General features: G+C 42.3%; 20 protein-coding genes. 8 read left to right on the top strand and 12 right to left on the bottom strand.

Going from position 1 to position 21,937, the window contains the following annotated elements; genetic code table 11:
* Both AB6D07_RS15740 and yegD read right to left on the bottom strand, forming a co-directional pair.
* Positions 1–393, bottom strand: a 393-nt coding sequence (locus AB6D07_RS15740; RefSeq protein WP_372140729.1) for a transposase, incomplete at its 3' end; no start/stop codon positions are given.
* A 468-nt stretch (positions 394–861) separates the two neighbouring features.
* Positions 862–2,214, bottom strand: coding sequence for a molecular chaperone (yegD, locus tag AB6D07_RS15735; protein WP_029222890.1), 1,353 nt, complete (start codon positions 2,212–2,214; stop codon positions 862–864).
* A 424-nt stretch (positions 2,215–2,638) separates the two neighbouring features.
* Here yegD and AB6D07_RS15730 point away from each other — a divergent pair, with 424 nt between their 5' ends.
* Positions 2,639–2,947: a DUF1289 domain-containing protein gene (locus AB6D07_RS15730; RefSeq protein ID WP_009845670.1), complete on the top strand. Its 309-nt coding sequence runs from the start codon at positions 2,639–2,641 to the stop codon at positions 2,945–2,947.
* Positions 2,948–3,156: 209 nt separating this feature from the next.
* Here AB6D07_RS15730 and AB6D07_RS15725 read toward each other — a convergent pair whose 3' ends face one another.
* Positions 3,157–3,507, bottom strand: a complete 351-nt coding sequence (locus tag AB6D07_RS15725) for a HopJ type III effector protein (protein ID WP_017100944.1) — start codon at positions 3,505–3,507, stop codon at positions 3,157–3,159.
* Between the two features lie 193 nt (positions 3,508–3,700).
* Here AB6D07_RS15725 and AB6D07_RS15720 point away from each other — a divergent pair, with 193 nt between their 5' ends.
* The gene (locus AB6D07_RS15720; protein WP_017102785.1) at positions 3,701–4,360 is read left to right on the top strand and encodes a PilZ domain-containing protein; all 660 of its coding nucleotides are present in this window, start codon (positions 3,701–3,703) and stop codon (positions 4,358–4,360) included.
* A 145-nt stretch (positions 4,361–4,505) separates the two neighbouring features.
* On the opposite strand, the gene luxQ is transcribed toward AB6D07_RS15720, so the two are convergent.
* The 5 genes from luxQ to AB6D07_RS15695 all read right to left on the bottom strand — a co-directional run bounded on the left by luxQ (position 4,506) and on the right by AB6D07_RS15695 (position 9,715).
* Positions 4,506–7,079: a quorum-sensing autoinducer 2 sensor kinase/phosphatase LuxQ gene (gene luxQ, locus AB6D07_RS15715; protein WP_017102784.1), complete on the bottom strand. Its 2,574-nt coding sequence runs from the start codon at positions 7,077–7,079 to the stop codon at positions 4,506–4,508.
* Complete coding sequence (locus AB6D07_RS15710) at positions 7,079–8,173, bottom strand: substrate-binding domain-containing protein (RefSeq protein WP_017100948.1); 1,095 nt, start codon at positions 8,171–8,173, stop codon at positions 7,079–7,081. Before AB6D07_RS15710 ends, luxQ begins: the two co-directional genes overlap by 1 nt.
* A gap of 306 nt (positions 8,174–8,479) precedes the next feature.
* Entirely contained in the window at positions 8,480–8,794 is a 315-nt protein-coding gene (locus AB6D07_RS15705; RefSeq protein ID WP_009845674.1) for a GIY-YIG nuclease family protein, read from the bottom strand.
* The gene (locus tag AB6D07_RS15700; RefSeq protein WP_017100949.1) at positions 8,795–9,451 is read right to left on the bottom strand and encodes a YceH family protein; all 657 of its coding nucleotides are present in this window, start codon (positions 9,449–9,451) and stop codon (positions 8,795–8,797) included. It abuts the gene before it with no gap.
* Positions 9,452–9,514: 63 nt separating this feature from the next.
* Entirely contained in the window at positions 9,515–9,715 is a 201-nt protein-coding gene (locus tag AB6D07_RS15695; protein WP_009845676.1) for a hypothetical protein, read from the bottom strand.
* 195 nt (positions 9,716–9,910) lie between these two features.
* Between AB6D07_RS15695 and AB6D07_RS15690 the strand changes: the two genes are divergently transcribed.
* The 3 genes from AB6D07_RS15690 (at position 9,911) to AB6D07_RS15680 (ending at position 11,424) form a co-directional block, all read left to right on the top strand.
* Positions 9,911–10,225 carry a DUF496 family protein gene (locus tag AB6D07_RS15690; protein ID WP_004730049.1) on the top strand — a complete coding sequence of 105 codons (315 nt, stop codon included), beginning with the start codon at positions 9,911–9,913 and terminating at the stop codon, positions 10,223–10,225.
* Between the two features lie 170 nt (positions 10,226–10,395).
* Positions 10,396–11,022, top strand: a complete 627-nt coding sequence (locus AB6D07_RS15685) for a D-Ala-D-Ala carboxypeptidase family metallohydrolase (protein ID WP_009845677.1) — start codon at positions 10,396–10,398, stop codon at positions 11,020–11,022.
* A gap of 165 nt (positions 11,023–11,187) precedes the next feature.
* Positions 11,188–11,424, top strand: a complete 237-nt coding sequence (locus AB6D07_RS15680) for a hypothetical protein (RefSeq protein ID WP_009845678.1) — start codon at positions 11,188–11,190, stop codon at positions 11,422–11,424.
* Between the two features lie 32 nt (positions 11,425–11,456).
* On the opposite strand, the gene AB6D07_RS15675 is transcribed toward AB6D07_RS15680, so the two are convergent.
* The gene (locus tag AB6D07_RS15675; RefSeq protein ID WP_372091600.1) at positions 11,457–14,042 is read right to left on the bottom strand and encodes an ATP-binding protein; all 2,586 of its coding nucleotides are present in this window, start codon (positions 14,040–14,042) and stop codon (positions 11,457–11,459) included.
* A gap of 814 nt (positions 14,043–14,856) precedes the next feature.
* Here AB6D07_RS15675 and AB6D07_RS15670 point away from each other — a divergent pair.
* Entirely contained in the window at positions 14,857–16,293 is a 1,437-nt protein-coding gene (locus AB6D07_RS15670) for a glyceraldehyde-3-phosphate dehydrogenase (RefSeq protein WP_009845680.1), read from the top strand.
* A 245-nt stretch (positions 16,294–16,538) separates the two neighbouring features.
* Here the strand turns inward: AB6D07_RS15670 and AB6D07_RS15665 are convergent, their stop codons facing one another.
* Positions 16,539–17,618, bottom strand: a complete 1,080-nt coding sequence (locus tag AB6D07_RS15665; protein WP_017100951.1) for a hybrid-cluster NAD(P)-dependent oxidoreductase — start codon at positions 17,616–17,618, stop codon at positions 16,539–16,541.
* 112 nt (positions 17,619–17,730) lie between these two features.
* Positions 17,731–19,392, bottom strand: coding sequence for a hydroxylamine reductase (hcp, locus tag AB6D07_RS15660; protein WP_012600311.1), 1,662 nt, complete (start codon positions 19,390–19,392; stop codon positions 17,731–17,733).
* 276 nt (positions 19,393–19,668) lie between these two features.
* Here hcp and AB6D07_RS15655 point away from each other — a divergent pair, with 276 nt between their 5' ends.
* Together AB6D07_RS15655 and AB6D07_RS15650 are read left to right on the top strand one after the other, a co-directional pair.
* On the top strand, positions 19,669–19,899 hold the full coding sequence (locus AB6D07_RS15655) for a hypothetical protein (RefSeq protein ID WP_029222888.1): 231 nt from the start codon (positions 19,669–19,671) through the stop codon (positions 19,897–19,899).
* A 53-nt stretch (positions 19,900–19,952) separates the two neighbouring features.
* Positions 19,953–21,116, top strand: a complete 1,164-nt coding sequence (locus AB6D07_RS15650; RefSeq protein WP_017102782.1) for a carboxylesterase — start codon at positions 19,953–19,955, stop codon at positions 21,114–21,116.
* Between the two features lie 109 nt (positions 21,117–21,225).
* Here AB6D07_RS15650 and AB6D07_RS15645 read toward each other — a convergent pair whose 3' ends face one another.
* Positions 21,226–21,840 carry a LysE family translocator gene (locus AB6D07_RS15645; protein WP_029222887.1) on the bottom strand — a complete coding sequence of 205 codons (615 nt, stop codon included), beginning with the start codon at positions 21,838–21,840 and terminating at the stop codon, positions 21,226–21,228.
* Positions 21,841–21,937: the final 97 nt, after the last annotated feature.

The following is a 21,937-nucleotide window of genomic DNA, read 5'->3' as shown; positions in this document are numbered from 1 at the left end:
CAACTCTTTGATTTCAAGTTTGTCAGCTTTAGCCTGCTTCTTTGCTTCAGCTTCCTGCTCTTTACTCGACTTAAACCCTTGCATACATTCGCTGCGCCAACTTTGGATTTGTTCAGGGAAAAGACCTTTTTCACGACAATATTGGCTGAGTTCACTTTCGGTCATCGAGTAAGACTCGGCAACAATGGCGAGTTTAGTTTGAGCAGACCACTGCTCTGATGAAGTGTTGCTATTTGGCACGGCGGCTCCTGAACGTCTGAGTTGCTGGCGCCAATGATACAGGGTCGCAGTGCTAATTCCTTCCTCTTCCGACACTTCTTTAACTGACATCGAATAGGGAGGCAACAGCTTCTTCAATATAGCTTCTTTTCTTTCTACTGAGATACGAGACACAATTACTCTTTATCGCCCAAACTGGTTAAATTTTAACAGTGACAACTATCCTGCCAGAGGGGGCTAATATACGACTGACAAAAAAGTTGCATTAAAATATATAAAATAAAAAAAATCTCGCTATAAAAACAAAAAATACCATTAAAAACAAACCTCAAGCTAATTTTTGGTATTCTTTGATATAAAAACCTTTGATTTTTTGATTTTCCAATCATAAAAACAGCATTAGACACTTAAGCTACAAACGACTTTCTAGACCATTCTGCGACATACCATTAACTTAGAAACATCCTGTAACATAATGAACCGTACTGAAATATTTAGCCTTGTGAAACAATTCCCAATTTGAACTAGGATAAGTTGCTTTATTAATTATTGGCTATTGCTTTATTGAAAGTTCACTAGAGAAAATACAAAAAAAGGGCAACCAATCCGTGACTGGTTGCCCTAATACAAGTTAGTACATTCTTATTTGAAGCAAACCTCAGCCCAACGTGCTAGGCCTGAAGTTACGGAACCAAAATAGTTACCACTCACAATTGGCACATTCGGTACGGCTTGTTGTACTGCTTCTCGAAGAATAGGAGAACGGGCAGAACCGCCCGTCATGTAGATGACATCTGGCTTTTTCTGACCTTGTTGAATCGCTTCTTTGACCAATTCAATCATCTTAGATTTTGGCGTTTCAATCGCTTCAATCATCTGCTCAACGGAGATATCCACTTCAATCAGATCTGATGCAACATTGATTGCTGTTCGATATTGGGAGGATTCTGCCAATGCAATCTTGGCTTCTTCCGCCCGACGCACAATGCTGTAACCTAAAGTATCGTGATAGACCTTCATTAAACGGTCTAACTTTTGAGGCTCTGAAGCTTCTTTACGAAGTAACTTTAACGCGGCTAGGTTTTCCCTTGAATAGAAGTTTTTTTGAGCTTCTACATTGTTTATCGCAATTGGATTCCAGAATTGAGTCAACGGCATATCGATACCCGAAATACCCTTACTACCCATACCGAAAGGTGACATCAATTGTTTGAAGGCAAGGTAAATATCAAGATCATTACCCCCTACCCTTTGTCCACTGTGTGCTAACAAGCTTTGGGTGCGGTTCGCTTTACCAGACCAACTTGGCCCCATTTCTAACAATGAGCAATCAGTGGTACCACCACCAATATCGACAACCAATACCGTTTGGTTTTCAGTCAGAGTACTTTCGTAATCAAGGCCTGCAGCGACCGGTTCAAATTGAAAGGCTATATCAAGGAAACCTGCACGTTTGGCTGCACGTGAGAGTATATCTTCGGCTTGTCGGTTTGCTTCTTCACCACCACGACCGTGGAAGTTAATTGGTCGGCCAATAACAGCTTGTTTGATCGGCTCTTGAGTCGTAATTTCAGCTTGATGCTTGATATTCGCCATCATGGCACACACTAAATCTTCGAAGAAACTCACCTGGACATCATGTAATCCACTGGCACCAAGGAAAGACTTGGGGGACTTAACGTAATAAACGTCACGAGGGTCTTCCAAATAGAGGTCCAATGCAGCCTGACCAAATGCCATGTCTTCTGGCACTAGGTCGATACTCTCTTCTCGGTTCAGAGCGATAGCACGTCGCAACACCTGGTCACCAATCGCATCACTCGGTTTGATATTCAAATGGCGAAATAGGTGCTCAGAAACGCTCTCACGAGTAGGTGCAAATACAGTTGAGGGAATATAATGGTTGCTACCTTCCAATGGTAACAGGCTTGGTTCTCCATCAACCATCGCCGCGACAGAACAGTTCGCTGTTCCATAATCAAATCCAATAAACATAATATCCCCCACTCAACAAAAGGGTCGAGATGCTACATGAAAAGCCTTTAAATTACGAGGTCATTTGTCGATTTTACTTAGGGTCTGTTGACCTTTCGTGGTTAAATTTTTGTTCGAGATAGAATCGTTTTAGGCGCGGCAAGATGTATGTAGCCTAGTCATTCTAAGTAAATACATCTTAACAAAGTATAAAACGATTCTAACCGAACCCTTCGGGCAGCCTTTGTGGTTCATTTCTACTGTGTTATCGGCTTCTCATGTAGGCTAGCTACACTTCAAAGCCTCTGCCTTGTAGAAATTTCCCACAAAGTGCTGCAAAAATCAGCTCGAAAGATCAACAGACCCTTGTGTTTTTGGTTTGATGACTCTTAAAAAGGAAACAAATATGCTACATTTCAGCCCAAATGAATCATGGGTTAGATAGATGAAAACACCTTGCCGAGCGGCTTGTAAAAATAATGGCGGAATGTGCAGTGGCTGCTTTCGAACAATGGATGAAATTATAGGTTGGAAAGGCTTATCTGAAGACGAACGAACGTCAGTCATGGATAACCTTAGTGGCGAGAGTTCGACTCACCAATGTCCGCAGTGTCATGAGCCAGCTCAATGCGATATTAGTGCGGGTAAAGAGACGTGTTGGTGTTTTGAGTTAGAGAAGCGTGATACTAGCAACATTCCAAAAACTGGTGCGTGCATGTGCCGTAAATGCCTGTCTGCCTTGCCTATTCAGTAGCTTACGAACCTAGTCAAGAGTTTTCATACATAATCAACAGCTTGCAAACATAATCAATAGCTTACAAAGCTACTCAGCAGCTTACGAGCCTGTTCATCATATACAAAAAAGCGAGAGGTTGTTCTCTCGCTTCAAGATACGACATTAAGTTTCGACCTACTACTTACTACTTACTACTTACTACTTACTAATAGTTATCTAGTTAGTGGTTACTTCGATTTTGCAATCAGCGCAGGCTGAGAAAACTGTACTCCGCTCCAGCCATGAGTCATGAAGTTACGAATATTTTGATGGTCAGTGTTCTCGGGAAAACCTAATACGTCATTACGATAAAATTGACCAAAACAAGCAAGTGTTTGCTCTGCAGATAGACCTTGCTCTAAACCAAAAGCAAAAATCTTACACGAACCATTATTCTGCCCAGTGGCATTCACTACATCGCCATTACGAAATTCACTCTCAGCAAAATCATAATGAGCTTCTATCACTTGTATTGTGTCTTCAAATTGCACGCTTTCTGGGGTATCAGCCAGAGTATTCAATAAGGTTTGCAGTTCCATTTAATATTTCTCCATCAAGTACATATCTGAAGCAGTGTATCTTGTTTTTCAGCAAGAGTAAGCCGTTGTTTCCTTTAATCCGTTATTCATTTTTTTGACGTCCATGACTAATTACTTCAATGAAACTAATGACATAGTTTTATCAGAGCGTTATATTATTTTATCAAACGGTCAATATTGTTTAGTAACGAATATGCATAAAGACAGAAGGTTAGAACTGTTCAGATACCTTAAACCAGGTACAAAAACAGTGGGTGTATTGGAGTTTGGCCTAGATGACTCAATCCAGATAAGTACACTTTATATCGGACACAAAGAAGATCAGTACCTTATACTTGAACTTTCAAAAAAAGCGACCGAAGCACTAACGCTAAGAAAGCTCATCAACGTTGATATTGTTGTTCGTGCTATTACCGATACTGAACTTGGACACATTGTCGCGTTTAAGACGACTGTACTGGCCCGCATCACCTCGCCAGCACACCTTATCTTCCTTCGCCCTCCCTCAAGCTTTGCGAACAAACCGATCCGTGAACATGAACGGTATAAGATGCGTCTCAGCTGTGAAGTCACCGTTGATACTCTATCACTAGATGCCACTCTGGTTGATTTTTCAGCTTCAGGCTGCGGTATCTATCTTACTCAACAGTCAGATATCGATGTGGGCTGGAAGATAAAAGTAAATTCCAATTTAAATGAACATTTGGATGACGATCTGGTTTACACCGTGGTGAGTAAGAAAAGGCAAAAACAAGGCTGGCTATTAGGCATTCAGTTTCCTCAACACCTAAATATGAGTGATGAGTTGAAAACGCTTCTGTTGGAACAAGCTTTTGTAACTGGCTCTATCTAAATACACGCTAACAGGAATACAAGCTAAAGGGAATACAGATACAAAAAGAGCTCTTACTCAGCTCGAAACCCGTAAAACTTATTCAATTTTATCAATTAGATAACGCCATTTACAACCAGTTAAAGAGCACCATTTAATCTTCAGCTTAATGCTGAGTATCATCCCAGTACAATTGTTTGAAATGAACAAAAGCTTTGTGCAACGACGCTTCTTTTATCGGTTTTACGATCACGTAATTTGCTCCAGCAGCCATGAATCTATCTCTTGTTGACTCTTGAGCATCGGCAGTACACGCATAAATCGGAGCTGTTACGCCAATTTGCTCTCTTAGTTGCTGTGTGGTTTCAATCCCACCAAGATTAGGGAGTTGATTATCCATTAAGATAAGATCGTAAACCGTGCTTTTTGCTAGCTCTATCGCTTCCAAGCCACCTTTTGCCCAAGTAACCACCATCCCATACTTTTTGCAAAATGCCTGTGCGATAAAGGCGTTGGTGTGATTATCTTCCACTAGCAGCACTTTCAACGAACGATTAAACAACGCCTCAGGCTCCATGTCGGCTTGTTTCTTAACGTCGGCTAACAGAGGCTTGGAGTGTAACTCCACTGGGATTTCTACAATGAACTCAGACCCCTGATCTTTAACGCTTCGGACTTGAATGTCTCCCTCCAGCATATCGACAAGGTTCTTTACAATCGTAAGTCCAAGTCCTGTACCACCATACTCCCGAGTCGTCGTTTCTTCTGCTTGAACAAAAGGTTCAAAAATAGCATCGATCTTACTCTCATCAATACCGATGCCACTGTCTTTTACTCGAACAATCAAGCTAGCGTAATCAGTATTCAAGATACTTTCGATTTCAAAACTGACGGAAATACTGCCTTGATGTGTGAACTTAAGGGCGTTGCTCAGTAAATTAAACATGATCTGGTTCAAGCGAACCTGGTCGGTGTTTATTTCGATGTCATCAACCAAGTGATTCACAATGGTGAACTCGACGGATTTATCCTCACAAAGTGGGCGATAGATGCTATCTAAGGTGTTAACCAACTCTCCTAGAAAGAAATCTTTCTTCTGAATATTGAATTGTCCCTGCTCTATCTTAGAGAAGTCCAAAATATCGTTTAGTACCGCCAATAGATGTTCTGCACTATGACAAAGTACATCAACCTGATCACGGTTATCTTCACTGTGTATTGAACGTTTAAGCAACTGAGAGACACCGAGGATACCATTCAGTGGCGTACGAATTTCGTGACTCATTTTAGCGAGGAAGTCTGCACGCACACTGGCAAGATGCTCTGCCTCTTCACGCGCTCGATCTGCCTGTCTTTCTGCTTCTATAAGTTTAGTAATATCTTGACCTTGCACCACCACACCGCTGATGCCGTGTTCAACACGGATTGCAGACATGTTCCAGCGAAAAACCTTCTCGCCGATTGGCACATTAATACCCGTTAGTTTCGAGCCTTGAACCACCATCTGGATATTCGGCAGCATACGGAGCTCAAACTCTCGAGCCATTGCACCATAGTTATCATCTTCATCAAATAGCGCCATACGAGCCGCTGGGTTCATCTGAATTAAGTCACCTTTTTCGGACCAAACCAAAATTGGAGAATGCGCAAAATTAAACAGATCTTGAAATTTTTGGTGTTGCTCAGATAAGCGCTCAAAAGTATCTTCCAACGTGCAGCCAATGTGGTGAAATTCGAAAATATTTGAACCATCAAACTTGCTGAATTCTTCATTGCCACTTGCAGAGCGAGTGAATTCCATTAATTTATCAAGTTCTGCCGCGACTCTTCTTTGAATCCAAGCTCGCGCAAGGAAAGACATGATGATGATCACCACAATCATAACAATGATGGTACGTTCATAATTGTCTTCGAGTGCAATGAGGTTAGTGTTTTTCTGGATCGCGCGAATGGTTAGAGGAGTTTCAACAGCATTGATCTTAATGGTTGCAATAGTGACGAAATGACGAGGTAGTTGCTCATACGTTTTATAACTGAGGACGTCTTTTATAGTATAGCTTTCGTCGCCACTGAATGTCGATGTCACAGGAGTACCATGCGCTTCAATGACGATATTTTCGCAATTACTGCCTTGCTGGATAGATTCAGCCAATGGAAAGTTGTTGTCTAGAACAATAGCAACATAAAGCTGCCCTAGAACTTCACCAGTCTTGTTATCAACAATAGGCGTTCGTCGAGCCAACAAATGACGCTTACCGATATCCGTAGTCAGCTGGATGAAGTGCCAGTTACTGCTAAAAGCGACCTCATCAGAAATATGTTTTAAACTGGATTCATCCAAACCATAGAACTGACCATTGCCATCTTCCCAAGCCAAACCGTTATAAGTAGAAACAAAGCGTAAGTCGGGAGCATGATCAGGCTCACGTTGGTCAACACCATAAAAAAAGTAGCTCAGAGCCTCTTCATTGTTGGTATCAAAATACTCCCGTAAAGTTTCACTGTGTGAGCTACTGTCTTGATGGATTTGCAGCACTGATAAACGATAATCGAACATGTTTTGGATCAAGCTAGAAGTTTGCTTAACCGTTCTATTCGTCTCTTGCTTAACGATCCTACTGCTTGTTTCGTAGTTATGAATAAGCACGCCAAGTGCCATCACGCCTATCACTAAAATAATGATACGCGTAATTAATTTGGCTAAAGTGTTCTTTGGTGTAATGGCGTAGCTTTTTTTCATTATTGGTCTGAGTACCTAAATGCTCGCTGCTTAAGTTCTAAAATACGATCTGGAGAATCCTCTTTAGTCACAATTTCAAACTCACCTGAATAAACGGTAGGAACTTCCAACCCTGTAAGATCCCATTTAATCGCCTCTGCCATCGCAATACCCGTATCATCATTCATGCGCATGACCGTAACATCTAAGTCACCCCTTGCTATAGCTTCCAATTCTGCAGAGCCGCCTCCCCAGCCATTCACTAATACATCTCGACCAGATTCTCGAATAGCTTCTGCTGCGCCCAGAGCAATATCAGTTGCACATGCATAAATAAAGTTTAGATCCTTATCGTTAGCTAGGCTGATTTTAGCTGCTTGGTAACCGCTCTCTTTATTTGACTTAGTGTAAAAGGACGACTTAAGAGCAAAGTTAGTATCAGAATTCACATCATGGATAAAGGTATCTCCACGAGCATCACTAATATAACCTTCAGAACGATATAACACAGAATACTTGCTGTCCGGTTCACTCACTTGTTTGAAGTAATCAGCTAGCTTTAAACTCCCCGTCATATGGTCGAAACCCACGTACATGAATGGCTGCCTATCGGCCCACGCACGTACTGGTGTGGTAATATTTTGCAAAATCAACTTGGTGTCCGTTGAGCTCAACACATGTTCAATAAACTTACGGTGTCGCGTCGTCTCTAACGTAAAAATCAAATAATCCGTTTTATTTTCAATCGCTTCTTGCAAAGAGATACTCTGCTGAGAGGGGTTAGCATTATCACGAGTAAAAACCTGATTTATTTGATAATTAATTCTCAATTTATCTAGGCGTTTCTCAAAGGCTTGGATATTACGAACCCAATAATCAGAGATCTGTTGCCCCGGGTACACAACTGAAATGGTGATAGGTTCATCCTGAACTTGCCTCAATGGCACAGGGGGATTTTGCACAGCTTCAACCATTTTATCGGTCAATGCTTTTTGCTCTGGAAATTTGGTGAGGTAATCCTGATATTCCCAATAGCCATTCAGCACGTGGGTACCGTGGGAGAGAGCAGACGCAGAAAACACGGCAACTCCCAATAATATAAGTAAACGTTTCATATTTTTCTCGTTTTATATGAGCTACTTTGGCTCATTTTTTAACCTAGCATGACACCATCTCTTTGTATGGCTGAAAGATATTATGTAGGACAACGAGGATAAATGATAGCGTCTAATACTAATTGGTATGTCATTCTAAATGTGCAGTGTGTAAATTTGGAACAGAGATTAAGATTAATGAGTCCTAAGATAAAAACAACTCAATTAAAAACAAAAATACCACTATTTAATCAATAACTTAAAAGATCTCCTTGCAACAATTCACGCGACTAACATTCGGCCGAGAATTAGAATTCTAACGATGAGTTACGATACTGGAATATACTGAATTTTGTCTTGTTGCCACTCAATGATTAGTTTGAGTGATACTAATTTTTCCTTACGAGATTTGGGTAATTGTTTGATCGCGTATTCGGTTTTTAACGCCTCACTTTTTGACCCAACACCAATACTCCAAACCAACTTAAGTGGGCCTTTACCTTTTAAGGCTTTTGCACCTTTGCCCGTTTGATGTTGTTCGAATCGACGTTCTAAGTTATTCGTCACTCCACAATAAAGAGCATTGTGTCGATTGCGGATCAAATACACGACCCAATCCGCATTTTTGTCAGATTCCGACATTTAAAGCAGTGATTCAACCAGAGCCTTAAGCTCTGCCACTTCTTCACGTAGGCTCGCGACTTCTGATTCAAGTTCTTCAAACTTTTCACTGGATGCAGATGATGAAACAGCGCTTACTGATGCCGTCGCAAACGCTTCAATGTCTACTTCGCCGCTCAGTAAGTGTTGGTAGCGTGATTCTCGTTTACCCGCTTCTCGTGGTAACTTCACGACTAACGCACCCGCTTCTCTTGCCGCGAGTTTTTCGAGTATTGATTCAACTTCTTTCACATCGCTAAAGTTTGCAAGACGACCAGTTCGAGTACGAAGCTCACCCGGGGTTTGGGCCCCACGAAGCAGCATGCAGCAGATGATTGCACGCTCTTGCTCTGTAAATTGCAGATCACCAAATTCAGTGTTGCAGAAACGGTGCTGATACTTATTAACTCGGCTGTTGAAGCTGCTTTCATCGCTCACCATACGACGTCCTATCAAACCATCAACCGCATCTAAAACGTCTGACTCAGACAGAGAGAGCACAGGTTCACGGTTACTCTTTTGATTACAAGCCGTTGTTAAGCTATTTAGTGTCAGTGGGTAATGATCTGGAGTAGTCACTTCTTTCTCGATCAAACAACCGATAATTCTCGCTTCAATTGGGGAAAGTACTGTGTTCATCGTTTTTCCTTTTTATTATTTTGATAATTCCATCTCAACATTTAACAATGCAGCCAGTTATGGCTAATGCTCAGACAAAATCGGTACTCGTTTCTTTCTGCCTTGTTCATCAATCATTATGATCTTAGAACGATTTAGCTCTATTTCCACGACTTCCAAATTAGTGCGCTCTTGTACATACGCATCACGAAGCTTATTTTGTTCTGCCGAAGATTCAACGACATCGTCGCCCAAATCTTCTGTTTCCAATTGTTGTTGATTCATTTCACATGTCGTATCAATGCAGTATCTAAATGGGATACTAACTTGAACGGTAAGATAAAAACAATCGTACGTTAGAGAGAGTGACGAATAATTAAACAACCTTACTTTTGCTTTGATCTAAATACTGTTACATCATCAATTGATGTGCTTTAATCAGAACCAGACAACGTATTTGACGATTAGGAAAAGGAATCTATGAGCAGCGTATTTGAAATTGTTAACCAAGCACGACGTAAGAACAAACTTAAGCGTGAACTTTTAGACAACGAAAAGAAAGTTCGTGACAACCGCAAGCGTGTCGACCTTCTTGATAACCTACTTGATTACATCAAGCCAGAGATGACTCACGACGAGATCCTAGGCATTATCAAAAACATGAAAGCTGACTACGAAGACCGCGTTGATGATCACATCATCAAGAGTGCAGAGATCTCTAAAGCTCGTCGCGACATCAGCCGTCGTATTCGTGAACTAACAGAAGAAGACAAGCAAACTCAAGGTAAGAAGTAATCTAACCTAACGAATTTACTTGCAACAATGTTAGTAACCCACTCTTTGTAGTGGGTTTTTTTGTGCCTAAATTCCGGCGTCTATACTTAATCGAACGTAATATCCTTAGTGTACGTAAGTAACTAGGTGAACGTTAATAACTAGGCGAACCTAAGCGATGGAGAGACTTTATGTACGGAAGTATTCTGATTACCTTGGCACTATCAACAACGCAACCTTACCCTGAAAAATTTGAGAAACTTTATACCGAAGAAACCGAAATCACTTATGACGACCTCGTAGTCGATGTTCATGGCTACAAAGTTCCCACGAGATCAGCATTTCGAGGTTGGATGCTCCTTAACCACGCCCAAGATCAAGTCAAGGCGATCGGACAGCAACTCAAAGATAACGGCATCACCCAAAGCATGCCTCTGCACTTAGTCTTGTTGCAAGGCACCGACTGGGCAATGAGCAACACCACTCTGTTTACCCTACCCAATAAAAAGCATGTACCAAAAATGATTAATACCCTTAAGTACATTCAACAATATATTGAGCCTGAGATTGGCGTTGTAATTCCTGTGTCTGGAGAAAGAACCGATATCTACAATAAGCAAGCGGGTGGCGCACTGCGAAGTAAACACTTAGAGTTCTGCGCTTTAGACTTAGTGCCTGCTAATGATATTACTCGCGAAAATCTACACGTGAAGCTTAAAAAGATTCATGCGGAATTTGGGCAAAAGAATAACGTTGGACTGGGTTTGTATTCTGGTGTTCGATTCCACATCGATACTTGTGGATTCAGACAGTGGTAAGAATACGAACATGTCACAAAGACACATAATACAATGGAGTCATTGTGACTCACAAATAGAATCCCGAAAAATTAAACCATTGATTTAAAACTAAAAATACAACTGGAACGCTAATTGCTATTGATAACAAGTATCATAATTATTAATAGTAATTAGGAATTCAATATGAAGACGATGACTCAACGCTTTCAAACTCTACTTTCTGTTTCAAATTTCAGTTTAGCTATCACCGCCTTGCTAATGCTACTCAGTATTATTGTTGCTTATCCGATGGCCGATTACTTCTCACTACCCATTCAAATTTTCGCACACATCAGCACCATATTAGTGGCCGGGTTACTAAAAATCAGCTACGTAGGCCGCTGTGTTGCACAATACAGCCTTGGGCAAGAAGTACGCTAAATCACACAGCGCTAGCCTTGATACTGGGACCATTAGACAATATCAAGGCTACTGAAAAGATCATACAGTTGGTGGGATTTATAAGGTTTCGGCAAGTAGGCGTTCATGCCTGCTTCAAAGCAATTTTTGATGTCCTCTTCTAAGACACTAGCGGTTAAAGCAATAATGGGTAGTGGTGGGGTTTGTTGATCTGTCTCCCACTCTCGAATCACACGAGTCGCCGTTATACCATCCATAACTGGCATCATGCAGTCCATTAGAATGGCATCAAACTGAGCGCCCTGGGTGATGACATCGACCGCCTCTTGGCCATTGCTGGCAATCAAATATTCATAGCCCGCTTGCTCAAGGAAGAAGCTCGCTATCTTCTGATTCATCAGGTTGTCTTCAACAATCAGAATACGTCGATTCAGAGAACGAACTTCTTCATCTTTTACTTCCACCGTCGGTGATTGTACTTCACCGGCATCAAGCGATCGTAGGCTGTTTAAGAAGCGTCTACCCAAAAATGGTAATGTATGGGTCGAGTGAACCGTTTCTGTGATTAGATTGGTTTTAAATAGGTGATGCTGGCACACAATAACGCGAGTCAGCGGATACAACGCCTTTAACGCCTCAAGATCTTTCCTCATAGAGTGATGCAGCGTGTGACAATAAAGTACCAAGTCACTTTCTTTCAGGCTCTCACCAAGATCCGAAATGGATGACACAACATTAGGTCGAACATTTAAGCGCTCGCACTCTTTGACCAATTGATCGAGGTAATTGAAAGAATTCGAAATAATTGTCGCACGGCTTAGGTTATCGAACGTTTGAGCGTGAGCCTCGACCGTGTCTACGTACAAACAAAAGGTGAATGTAGAGCCTCCTCCTTTCACTGAGCGTGCGGTAATATAGCCGCCCATCAAGTCAACAAGCTGCCGACAAATCGCAAGCCCTAGCCCTGTACCGCCGAATTGGCGAGTAATACTGCCATCTTCTTGAGTGAAAGGTTCAAAAATGGACTCTAGCTTCTCTGGCTCAATCCCAATCCCGCTATCAGACACACTGCATTCAAGCTTACCTCGCCCCAAAGACATCGGTGTATAAGCAATATCCGTTGTAATCGTGCCTTTTGAGGTAAATTTAATAGCATTAGACAGCAAATTGGTTAGCACTTGTCGAACACGGTACTCATCGAAAAACAGCTGTGTTGGGGTTTGAGCATCAATGTTGATATCGAGTTCAATGTCTTTACTGATCGCTTTCGACAAAATTACGCTCACAGAGTCGTAAACCGCTTCTCGCAAATCGGCATTATGCGGCGACAACATTAAGTTACCCGACTCTATCTTAGAAAGATCGAGAATGTCATTGAGTAACACCAACAACGAATGTGAAGACGACTCTATATCCTCAAGTATCTCTTGTTGGTTAGCGCTCAGTTGGCTCTGAGATAAAATTTCCGCCATACCGATAATTCCGTTAAGCGGCGTACGTATTTCATGGGACATGTTCGCTAAAAATGCACTCTTGGCTTTATTCGCAGAAATCGCATCTTCTTTTGCTTCTATCAACTCTTGGTTGTGTTGTTGATTGCGCTCCATAACTCTATTTAAAGTATCTACAAATTCAGCGAGCTCATCATTACCGTTGGTTTGTATGGCTTTATGCTTACCATCAGCGCATTCCGAAACCCCTTTTAAGATAAGTGATAGATTTCTATTTAAACGCAGAGAAGTGGTTGAGCTTAACCATAATAAGACACCTGCGACAGCAAGTATCAACAACGTCATTACCAAGGTTTGCTTTTTTTGTCGGTCAATACTCTTCGTTAAATCCAATTGAAGTTGCTTGGTATAAGCACCAACCGCCTTTGAGATCGCCAGTTTCTTTCGCTCTAAACTTTCCACATGTTCATATATTTCAGGTGCCGAGAAGTCACCTTTGAGAAGCCGAGCAGTAAAACGGTCTTGAAATTCATCTTGGGAGAACATGTTTAACAGTTTGCTAATTTCCAGCGAGTGGCTGTCTGATCGTAAAAACGTACCTAACAGCTGTTGTTGCCTGTCTAAAGCACCAACATAGCTCAATAAATATTGATCGATCAGCTCTGGAGAACGATACAAGCGGTAACTCAGCCACGCTTCTCGCTGAGTCCAGAACACGTAGTGAGTAAGATTGATAAACATCGCATCTGTTTGGCTGATCTTTTCGTCCACTATATTGGCACGATATTCAGACAGCTCCATTAACACGCCTTTTAACAGGTCAAAGGCTCGTTCTGTTTGCTGTGCGTTGCTGACAGTAATCTGTGATGCGTCGCTGTCAGTACTAGTGGTTACCCGCGCGAGCTTCTTTAACACACTCTTTAACTCAATCAACTGCGGCTCGACAGTCCAACTGTTGTCGAACTGTTGAAGTTGTATTTCGTAATGAGCAAGCCTATCCACTTCCGCTTGCAGCTTTAAAAACAATGGACCTTTCTCTGGGGAGTCTTTAGACAGCACTAACCATTGATAAGCACCACTTGAAACAGCATTAAAAGATTGAAGTGCTTCCACCTTAATTCGCGTTGCTTCAAGGTGATTCATCTTCTTATCGTTCTTGAGCACTTCATTGACTGTAAACCCAAACATGATGAATACAGAAACTGTTGAAAGAAAAATAAGACGCCATCTAATTGACATATTTATCATTTTTATAACGACTCCTTTCCCGATAGTATTTTTACCTAGCCCAATATAAGAATAGGACATTAACAGGAGTTATTGATCAAATTGAATATGAACAAATGACATTATTAGCTAATCATAGGGAATTCGCGTCAGTCGTTATCCACACACAGGATTTAAGGAGGAAGGTCTGTTTTAAACAAGTGAAAGGATAAGGTTATGCCTCTAGATGACCGCAAGTCACTGCTCTAGAAACCAATAAACACCAAAGTTAAGTCAAATTTGTGAGATCTAATCGTTTGCGTCACGAACTTTCTGTACTCAAACTCAGCTTATTCAAAGGTCGAACAAGAAAACTCGCTAAATACCTTATCCGTCGTTTACTTTTTAAGTGTAACCAGTGCGAATGATCACATCTTCAATGATCGCAATTCCCTTTATTACACATCATGTTTTGATCTGAGTATTTTTTGGCGAAAATTAAGTGCTACAGACTGTTAAAGTCAATAGCCTTTCTTGACACTAAAACCTTAATTTATGACCAATTAAAAGCCAATTTTCAGACAATTAATCTATGTTTATTTTTCCTAGCAGAATAACTCGTCGTACCTTACAATCCTGCCACATAAAAATTACAAATTACACACAAGGCATATCAAGCAAATTTAAGTGGCGTTAAAGACCACCAAAGCTTAGATAGCTCAACTCCCCCATGCACTCATGGCTACCCTACATTCGCTATGATTGCAGAAATTAACGTGAAAGGTCCCGAGTAAAGATGAGTCCCGAAAAGCACCTCCTAGACTGGCAAACTAGTCAAACTATTGCTGAATCAATCGCTCCTACTTTAGGTCAGTTGTACCGCCAAAAAGGCGTTGAAGTTATCCTCTTCGGTAAAACACTGGTTAACGCAACAACTATCGACATCATCAAAGCTCACCGCATCGCAAAACGTTACACAGGTTCTCCGCTTACCGCAGAACAGACTCAACCCATCATTCAACACCTTCTCTCTATGGACTTGTCTCCATGTCGTATCGATGTTGGTCGCCTTGCTCATACATTCTGGCAAGATCGCGAAGACACACACGGGTTGGATGATTTCCTACAAACTGCACTTTTAGAATCGCTTGAAGGCGAGGCGATGACAGAACCTCGCGATGTTGTATTGTACGGTTTTGGTCGTATTGGCCGCTTGCTTACTCGTCTATTGATCGAGAAAAGTGGCCCAGGTTACCCACTGCGCTTACGTGCAATTGTTGTTCGTGGCGGCAAAGATGGTGACTTAGAAAAACGTGCAAGCTTGCTACGTCGTGACTCTGTTCATGGCCAATTCAACGGCAGCATTGTTGTAGACCAAGAACGTAAAGCGATCATCGTTAACGGTAACTTCATCCAAGTTATCTACGCAAACAAGCCAGCAGAAGTGGATTACACATCTTACGGTATCGAGAATGCACTTGTGGTTGATAACACCGGTGTGTGGCGTGACGCTGAAGGCCTAAGCCAACACGTTGCGTGTAATGGCGCAAAGAAGGTTCTACTGACTGCGCCAGGCAAAGGTGAAATCAAGAACGTTGTATTTGGTGTAAACCAAAATGACATTCAACCAGAAGACACGATCATCTCTGCTGCAAGCTGTACAACCAACGCGATTACGCCAGTATTAAAAGCGGTTCACGACAAGTTTGGTGTCCTATCAGGTCACATCGAAACGGTTCACTCATTTACCAATGACCAAAACCTAATCGATAACTTCCACTCAGGTGATCGTCGTGGTCGTGCTGCTTCATTGAATATGGTACTGACATCGACTGGTGCTGCTAAAGCGGTATCAAAAGCGATGCCAGAAATGGAAGGTAAGCTAACAGGTAATGCGATTCGCGTACCTACGCCAAACGTTTCAATGGCAGTAGCAAACCTAAACCTTGAGAAAGGCACAAACAAAGAAGAGTTGAACGAATACCTGCGTGAAATGGCGCTATCTTCAACTTTATCTGCACAGATTGATTACACCGACTCAACCGAGATTGTATCTACCGATTTGGTTGGTTCTCGCCACCCAGGTGTGGTTGACGGTGTTGCAACTATCGCGCAAGACAACCGCGCTGTTCTTTACATTTGGTACGACAACGAGTTTGGCTACAGCTGCCAAGTTGTTCACTGTATGGAACAGATGATGGGTGTTCGTTACAAGACATACCCTGAAGTTTAAACGACTTCGATCTTGTAACTAACTCAGCGCAAACGGCTCCACTACATAATAATTATATCTGCGAAGTCTATTATGGGCTTCGCAACCCTTCTTGTTTTACTCCCCCGTATAAACAGGAAGGTTGCCACTTAGATCTGCTCTCTCTATCTGATCTAAGTGGCCTTTTTACATCTGTTACTTTAATTTTGGTCTCTATTACGCCAACTTTGTCTTCTTCGCTCTAACAAAGCTCGACTTCACATCTGTTACAGCTCAACCTCAACGTCTGACTGAATCGTACTCGAACACGCAAGGACATAACCTTGCTCAATCTGTTCTGGCGTCAAAGTCTCTTGGCTGCTTGATTCCACTGAACCTTTGGTTACTTTGCACTTGCAAGAACCACAAATCCCACTGCGACAGGCAATAATAATCGGAACACCAGCTTTCTCTAATGAATCAGCCAATGGTGTACCCGCTTCCGCTTCTACTTCTGCGCCAAATGCAGGAACAAACACCTTAACGGCACCATTTGAATCTGCAGACGCTTCCGCTTGTGACTCTTCTGAAGCTGTGTTGCTATTGACCAATGAATCCGTGTTTGGGTTCGCTGGCGTGAAACTTTCTTGATAGAAATTTTCCATGTTGAATTCTAGTTCTTTCAGGTAGCTTTCTATGTTTTGCATAAAGCCAACTGGGCCGCACAGATAAACAGTTCGGTCTAAAATATCTGGGCTTAGTTTTACTAACCAATTCTTATCTAATCGACCTTGAGGAGCGACTGTTCCTTCACTGTCTTTTAGCAGCAATTTAAGATTGAAGTTGTTGTGCGCCTCATCTAATTGATGCAGTTCTTGAAAGTAAATGGTCTCACGCTTATTGCGTGCCATGTGGACGAAGTCGATCTCAATATCACTGCCTTGAGCCAGCCAATATTTTGCCATCGCCATCACAGGTGTAATACCGCAACCTGCACTCACTAGCGTCACTTTTTTCGTTGCTGTTGGCATGCAATCAATACAGTTAAACGCGCCAGCAGGCTTCAATACTGAAACCTCATCACCTTCATCAAGCTCATCAACAATAAAGTTCGAAACCAAGCCACCTTCCACACGTTTCACCGTGAGCTTCAGGCGATTATCTTCAGGACAAGAAGCCACAGAATAGGCACGATAATCGGTTTTCGTCGGCATATCTAAACCCAGAGTAATGAATTGCCCAGGCTTAAAATTGAAATGTAAGTCTTGTGGAATACTGCCAAGCTCAAAACTGACCGTATCTGGCGTCTCGTGCCATTTCTTTAAACACACTAAATTGATTGAATCGCTATCCGACCATGCATACATAGTTCACGCACCTTACTGATGATTAAATGACTAAAGATTTAAATCTAAAAAGCCCCGCAGCTGTTTGTTTTATTCAAAACGTCACAACAACGAGGCTTCAGGTTGGCTTAAATTAAGCCGCTAAGATTGTTTTAAGATCTTGTTCTGGCGTTGAAATAGAACGCATATCGAACTCATCTTGCATAATCTTAAGTAGGTTTTCAGTTAGGAACGCAGGTGCTGTAGGGCCTGTGTAGATACCTTTCACACCTAGAGCGAACAGAGTAAGCAAGATAACGATCGCTTTTTGCTCGAACCAAGATAGAACCAGCGTTAGCGGAAGTTCGTTGATACCACAATCAAACTCTTGAGACAGTGCGATAGCAAGCTGAATCGCAGAGTAAGCATCGTTACATTGGCCAACATCTAACAGACGTGGGATACCGTTAATGTCGCCGAATTGGTTTTTGTTGAAACGGAATTTACCACATGCCAATGTCAGGATTACTGAATCTTCTGGCGCTTGAGCTGTGAAGTCTGTGTAGTAACTACGTTCAGATTTGTCACCGTCACAACCACCCACTAGGAAGAAGTGTTTGATGTTGCCTTCTTTCACTTGCTCAACAACCGCAGGTGCCGCTTCCATCAGCGCGTTACGACCAAAACCGACAGTGATCATTTGCTCGATCTCGTCGTGTTTGAAACCTTCTTGCGCTAGTGCACAATCAATTACTGCGCTGAAATCGTCGCCTTCAAGGTGATCAACACCCGGCCAGCCCACGATGCTGCGTGTAAATAGACGGTCTGCGTAAGAACCTACATCAGGGTTAAGCAGGCAGTTAGACGTCATTACAATTGCGCCAGGGAAGTTAGCGAATTCTTTTTGCTGGTTCTGCCAAGCGCTGCCGTAGTTACCCGCAAGGTGTGGGTACTTGTTTAGCTCTGGGTAACCGTGTGCTGGTAGCATCTCACCGTTAGTGTAAACGTTGATGCCCTTGCCTTCAGTTTGTTGAAGAATCTTTTCTAGATCATGTAAGTCGTGACCAGAAACAAGAATACAGTGACCTTTTTTAGTCTTCACATTCACGGTTGTTGGTTGAGGGTGACCAAAGGTATCTGTCTCGCCTTTGTCTAGCATTTCCATTACTTTGTAGTTCATCAAGCCAATCTGCATTGATGTATCAAGTAACTGTTTTAGATCGGATGGATCTGTACCTAGGAACGCCATGATTTCATGGTATTCAGCAAAAATAGCGTCATCAGTTTGACCAAGAACACGAGCGTGCTCCATGTAGGCTGCCGCACCTTTTAAGCCGTATAGGCAAAGAAGACGAAGACCAATCACATCTTCGTGTTGAGAATCGTGACCACGGTTTACAGCAGCTTGAGGCGCAAGTGCCAATAGCTCTGAAGAATCTGTTGGAAGATCGAACTGTGCTGCTGCTGAAAGCTCTGGAATTTCAAAACCAATCAATGTTGCTGCTGCACGAACTTTTTGCTCTAAACGCTGCTTGAATTCATGAGACTGTTGTGCGAATTCGATAATACGAGCAGGGTCGAAGTTAACGTTAGTCAGTGTTGCGAAGAACGCTTTTGGCGCCCACTCATCAACTTCTGTATCAATAACATCGCAAGCGCGACCTAAGCTTGCCCAAAAAGAAACGCCTTGAAGAGAATGCACCAACACGTCTTGAAGGTCGGATACTTCCGAGGTTTTTCCACACATGCCTTGTGCGAAAGAACAGCCTTTTACGGTTGGGGTTTGAATTGTTTGTTCACATTGAATACAGAACATATAAGGGGCTCCAGTAATTTTTTATTAGCTGTAAGTACTTTGCTTACAGTGACTTATTCCAACCCCTATAGAGCATCAAGCGTGCCAACTTTTAAGTTATTGATTTTATGGAACTTACTGTTATTCCATAATTTTAGTGCGTGATTATGACTACATATAAACTCTCAATCCACACACACCTGTGTCATAGTGACTCTCTGATATTTATTAACGGTGTTCATGTTTCGTTCAGAATGGAAGCGATATAGTAACAACATAGAGAAAAGAGGAATGAATATGAAAAATATATTAGTTACGATTGTTGCGTTGTTTACTGGCCTATTGGCGTTATTCACGAGCTTGATTCTTGCTATTCCTTTAGCTATTGCAGCTTTAATCACTGGCAAGCGCATTCAGAATCAAATGAAAAAACAGGGTTTCGGAGCTCACATGAACACACGTCAATCATCTACCAGTGATGCCGGTGTTATTGAAGGTGAATACGAAGACCTTTCAAGCAGAAAGTAATCTAAACTTCAGTTTCAGACATAGTAAAAGAACAACAGAGACAACATCAAAAAATGCATAGAAATACCATTCTAACGCTACTCGCCTTAACGACTTTAAGTCTCGTTGGTTGTTCCAACGAGACAACGATACCTGCTTACGAAACATCTCCAAACTTGCCTGAATATCAGCAAGACAGCTTTGATGCCTACGTCAATGAAACTCAAGATTGGTTATTGAAAAACCGTGTATTCATGACCAAAGACAAGAAGCTAGAGATTCGACTCAATTCACCCACCGAATACAAACCTGCGGCACCTAACGGTAAGGCAGTTTTATTGGTACATGGTTTAGGTGATTCTCCGTACTCATTTAAAGACATCGCAACGCACTTAGCAGAACAAGGCTACCTAGTGAGAACGGTATTGCTACCGGGCCACGGCAGTCGTGTCGGTGACTTAATGCAACCAAGCTTAGAAGATTGGCAAGGTGTTGTAGCTCATCATACGAAGCTATTGGAGCAAGAGTATGATTCTGTGTGGCTTGGCGGTTATTCAACAGGTGCGAACCTTGTGACTTCACAGGCGATGAACGATCCTAAGATCTCTGGGTTAATGTTGTTCTCTCCTGCGTTTCAACCGAGCTCTTCTGCAGTTCAATATGCGGAGCTAGCAAGCTATTTTGTCACTTGGGCGGATCAAGATCCTGAAGACAATGTACTTCGCTATAACTCACTGCCAATGAATGGTGCTTCGGTTTACTACCAAACCTCAGAAGTAGTTCGTGAGGGCCTTCAAGACAAACACTTTGATAAGCCCGTGTTTATTATGATGAGTGAAGGCGACAGTGTCATTGATACCCACTTCGTTCAGCAGGCATTTACGGAATCCATGCCAAACCCAAATAACGTGTTGATTTGGCAAGGGGAAACCACACTTGACGATCCTCGCGCTGTTCAATACAGCATGAAGATCCCAGAGCAACGTATTTCGAACGGCTCTCATATGGGTTTACTGTTCTCGCCAAGCAATCCTTACTACGGGATCAATGGTAGCGAGAAGATCTGCTCCAATGGTCAAGAGGAAGGTTTTGAAGCACAGTGCAACGCGACAAGTGAAGTGTGGTACTCAGCGTGGGGATATCGTGAAGAAGGTAAAAACCATGCGCGTTTGACCTACAACCCGTACTTTTCAGATTCCATGGAAAAGCTCGATGCGGTGCTGAATTCAGAAGGCTAACAAGCTCAAGTCTTTCGAAACCAATCCATAGAAGTCAAAAAGGCTCACTAGATAACGTCTAGTGAGCCTTTTTAATGGATATCGTTTCTTACCAATATATGGACTACCGCTATATCGTCCACACCACGCGCACAGCGAGCAGAATCAACACCACGCCTGATAATCGATCGATCAACTGCGCTTTTGCTCGAATGCGCTCTACGATCAACGGGCTAGAGAGCACCAAAGTGATAAAGGTATACCAAAGGCCATCAACAATCAGCGGCGTTGAGACAATAATCACTTGATTGCTCAGTTCATTACCTAACGCCACAAATTGGCTAAATAGAGCGATAAAGAACAGAGCGATCTTAGGGCTCAAGATAGAGATCAAGAAAGCCTCGCGAGCAGACTGCATGTAGCTCATCTGTTCACCCGCTTCCAATTTCGCAGCAACTCCACCTTTTGAGCGCAACGCGTTTACACCGAGATAGAGCAGATACACAGCACCCGCTAAACTGATCCCTTTGAACAACATTGGTGATTGCTCAAGTAACACCGCTAAACCGACAATGGTTGCGAACGCGTAAATACCTATGCCCGCAGCGTGTGACCAAGCTGCGATAAGTCCGTTCATACGGCCACCAGCCAAACTATGCTTAGCGATCATCGCCAAGCTTGGGCCCGGAGACATTGCACCCAACAAGCAAATCGCTAACAAAGAAAACCAAATTGTTACTGTCATCATTCCATTCCTAGTAAAACAAAGCGCTCTAGCTGAACACTCTACAATTAATACTCAATACTTAGCGCTTACAATAAGCCGCAGTAGGTATTATTTG

Source organism: Vibrio sp. 10N.239.312.C11 (assembly GCF_041466065.1).
GTDB lineage: Bacteria > Pseudomonadota > Gammaproteobacteria > Enterobacterales > Vibrionaceae > Vibrio > Vibrio tasmaniensis_A.
The sequence above is the reverse complement of the archived record's forward strand: the minus strand, read 5'-3'. Positions and strand labels throughout refer to the sequence as shown.

Excerpts from the sequence above, each read along its gene's own strand:
- yegD (WP_029222890.1), bottom strand. The coding sequence starts at position 2,214 with ATGTTTATTGGATTTGATTATGGAACAGCGAACTGTTCTGTCGCGGCG.
- luxQ (WP_017102784.1), bottom strand. The coding sequence starts at position 7,079 with ATGAAAAAAAGCTACGCCATTACACCAAAGAACACTTTAGCCAAATTA.
- AB6D07_RS15720 (WP_017102785.1), top strand. The coding sequence starts at position 3,701 with ATGCATAAAGACAGAAGGTTAGAACTGTTCAGATACCTTAAACCAGGT.
- AB6D07_RS15645 (WP_029222887.1), bottom strand. The coding sequence starts at position 21,840 with ATGACAGTAACAATTTGGTTTTCTTTGTTAGCGATTTGCTTGTTGGGT.
- hcp (WP_012600311.1), bottom strand. The coding sequence starts at position 19,392 with ATGTTCTGTATTCAATGTGAACAAACAATTCAAACCCCAACCGTAAAA.
- AB6D07_RS15725 (WP_017100944.1), bottom strand. The coding sequence starts at position 3,507 with ATGGAACTGCAAACCTTATTGAATACTCTGGCTGATACCCCAGAAAGC.
- AB6D07_RS15705 (WP_009845674.1), bottom strand. The coding sequence starts at position 8,794 with ATGTCGGAATCTGACAAAAATGCGGATTGGGTCGTGTATTTGATCCGC.
- AB6D07_RS15670 (WP_009845680.1), top strand. The coding sequence starts at position 14,857 with ATGAGTCCCGAAAAGCACCTCCTAGACTGGCAAACTAGTCAAACTATT.
- AB6D07_RS15675 (WP_372091600.1), bottom strand. The coding sequence starts at position 14,042 with ATGTTTGGGTTTACAGTCAATGAAGTGCTCAAGAACGATAAGAAGATG.
- AB6D07_RS15655 (WP_029222888.1), top strand. The coding sequence starts at position 19,669 with ATGAAAAATATATTAGTTACGATTGTTGCGTTGTTTACTGGCCTATTG.
- AB6D07_RS15650 (WP_017102782.1), top strand. The coding sequence starts at position 19,953 with ATGCATAGAAATACCATTCTAACGCTACTCGCCTTAACGACTTTAAGT.
- AB6D07_RS15680 (WP_009845678.1), top strand. The coding sequence starts at position 11,188 with ATGAAGACGATGACTCAACGCTTTCAAACTCTACTTTCTGTTTCAAAT.
- AB6D07_RS15695 (WP_009845676.1), bottom strand. The coding sequence starts at position 9,715 with ATGAATCAACAACAATTGGAAACAGAAGATTTGGGCGACGATGTCGTT.
- AB6D07_RS15700 (WP_017100949.1), bottom strand. The coding sequence starts at position 9,451 with ATGAACACAGTACTTTCCCCAATTGAAGCGAGAATTATCGGTTGTTTG.
- AB6D07_RS15690 (WP_004730049.1), top strand. The coding sequence starts at position 9,911 with ATGAGCAGCGTATTTGAAATTGTTAACCAAGCACGACGTAAGAACAAA.
- AB6D07_RS15710 (WP_017100948.1), bottom strand. The coding sequence starts at position 8,173 with ATGAAACGTTTACTTATATTATTGGGAGTTGCCGTGTTTTCTGCGTCT.
- AB6D07_RS15730 (WP_009845670.1), top strand. The coding sequence starts at position 2,639 with ATGAAAACACCTTGCCGAGCGGCTTGTAAAAATAATGGCGGAATGTGC.
- AB6D07_RS15665 (WP_017100951.1), bottom strand. The coding sequence starts at position 17,618 with ATGTATGCATGGTCGGATAGCGATTCAATCAATTTAGTGTGTTTAAAG.
- AB6D07_RS15685 (WP_009845677.1), top strand. The coding sequence starts at position 10,396 with ATGTACGGAAGTATTCTGATTACCTTGGCACTATCAACAACGCAACCT.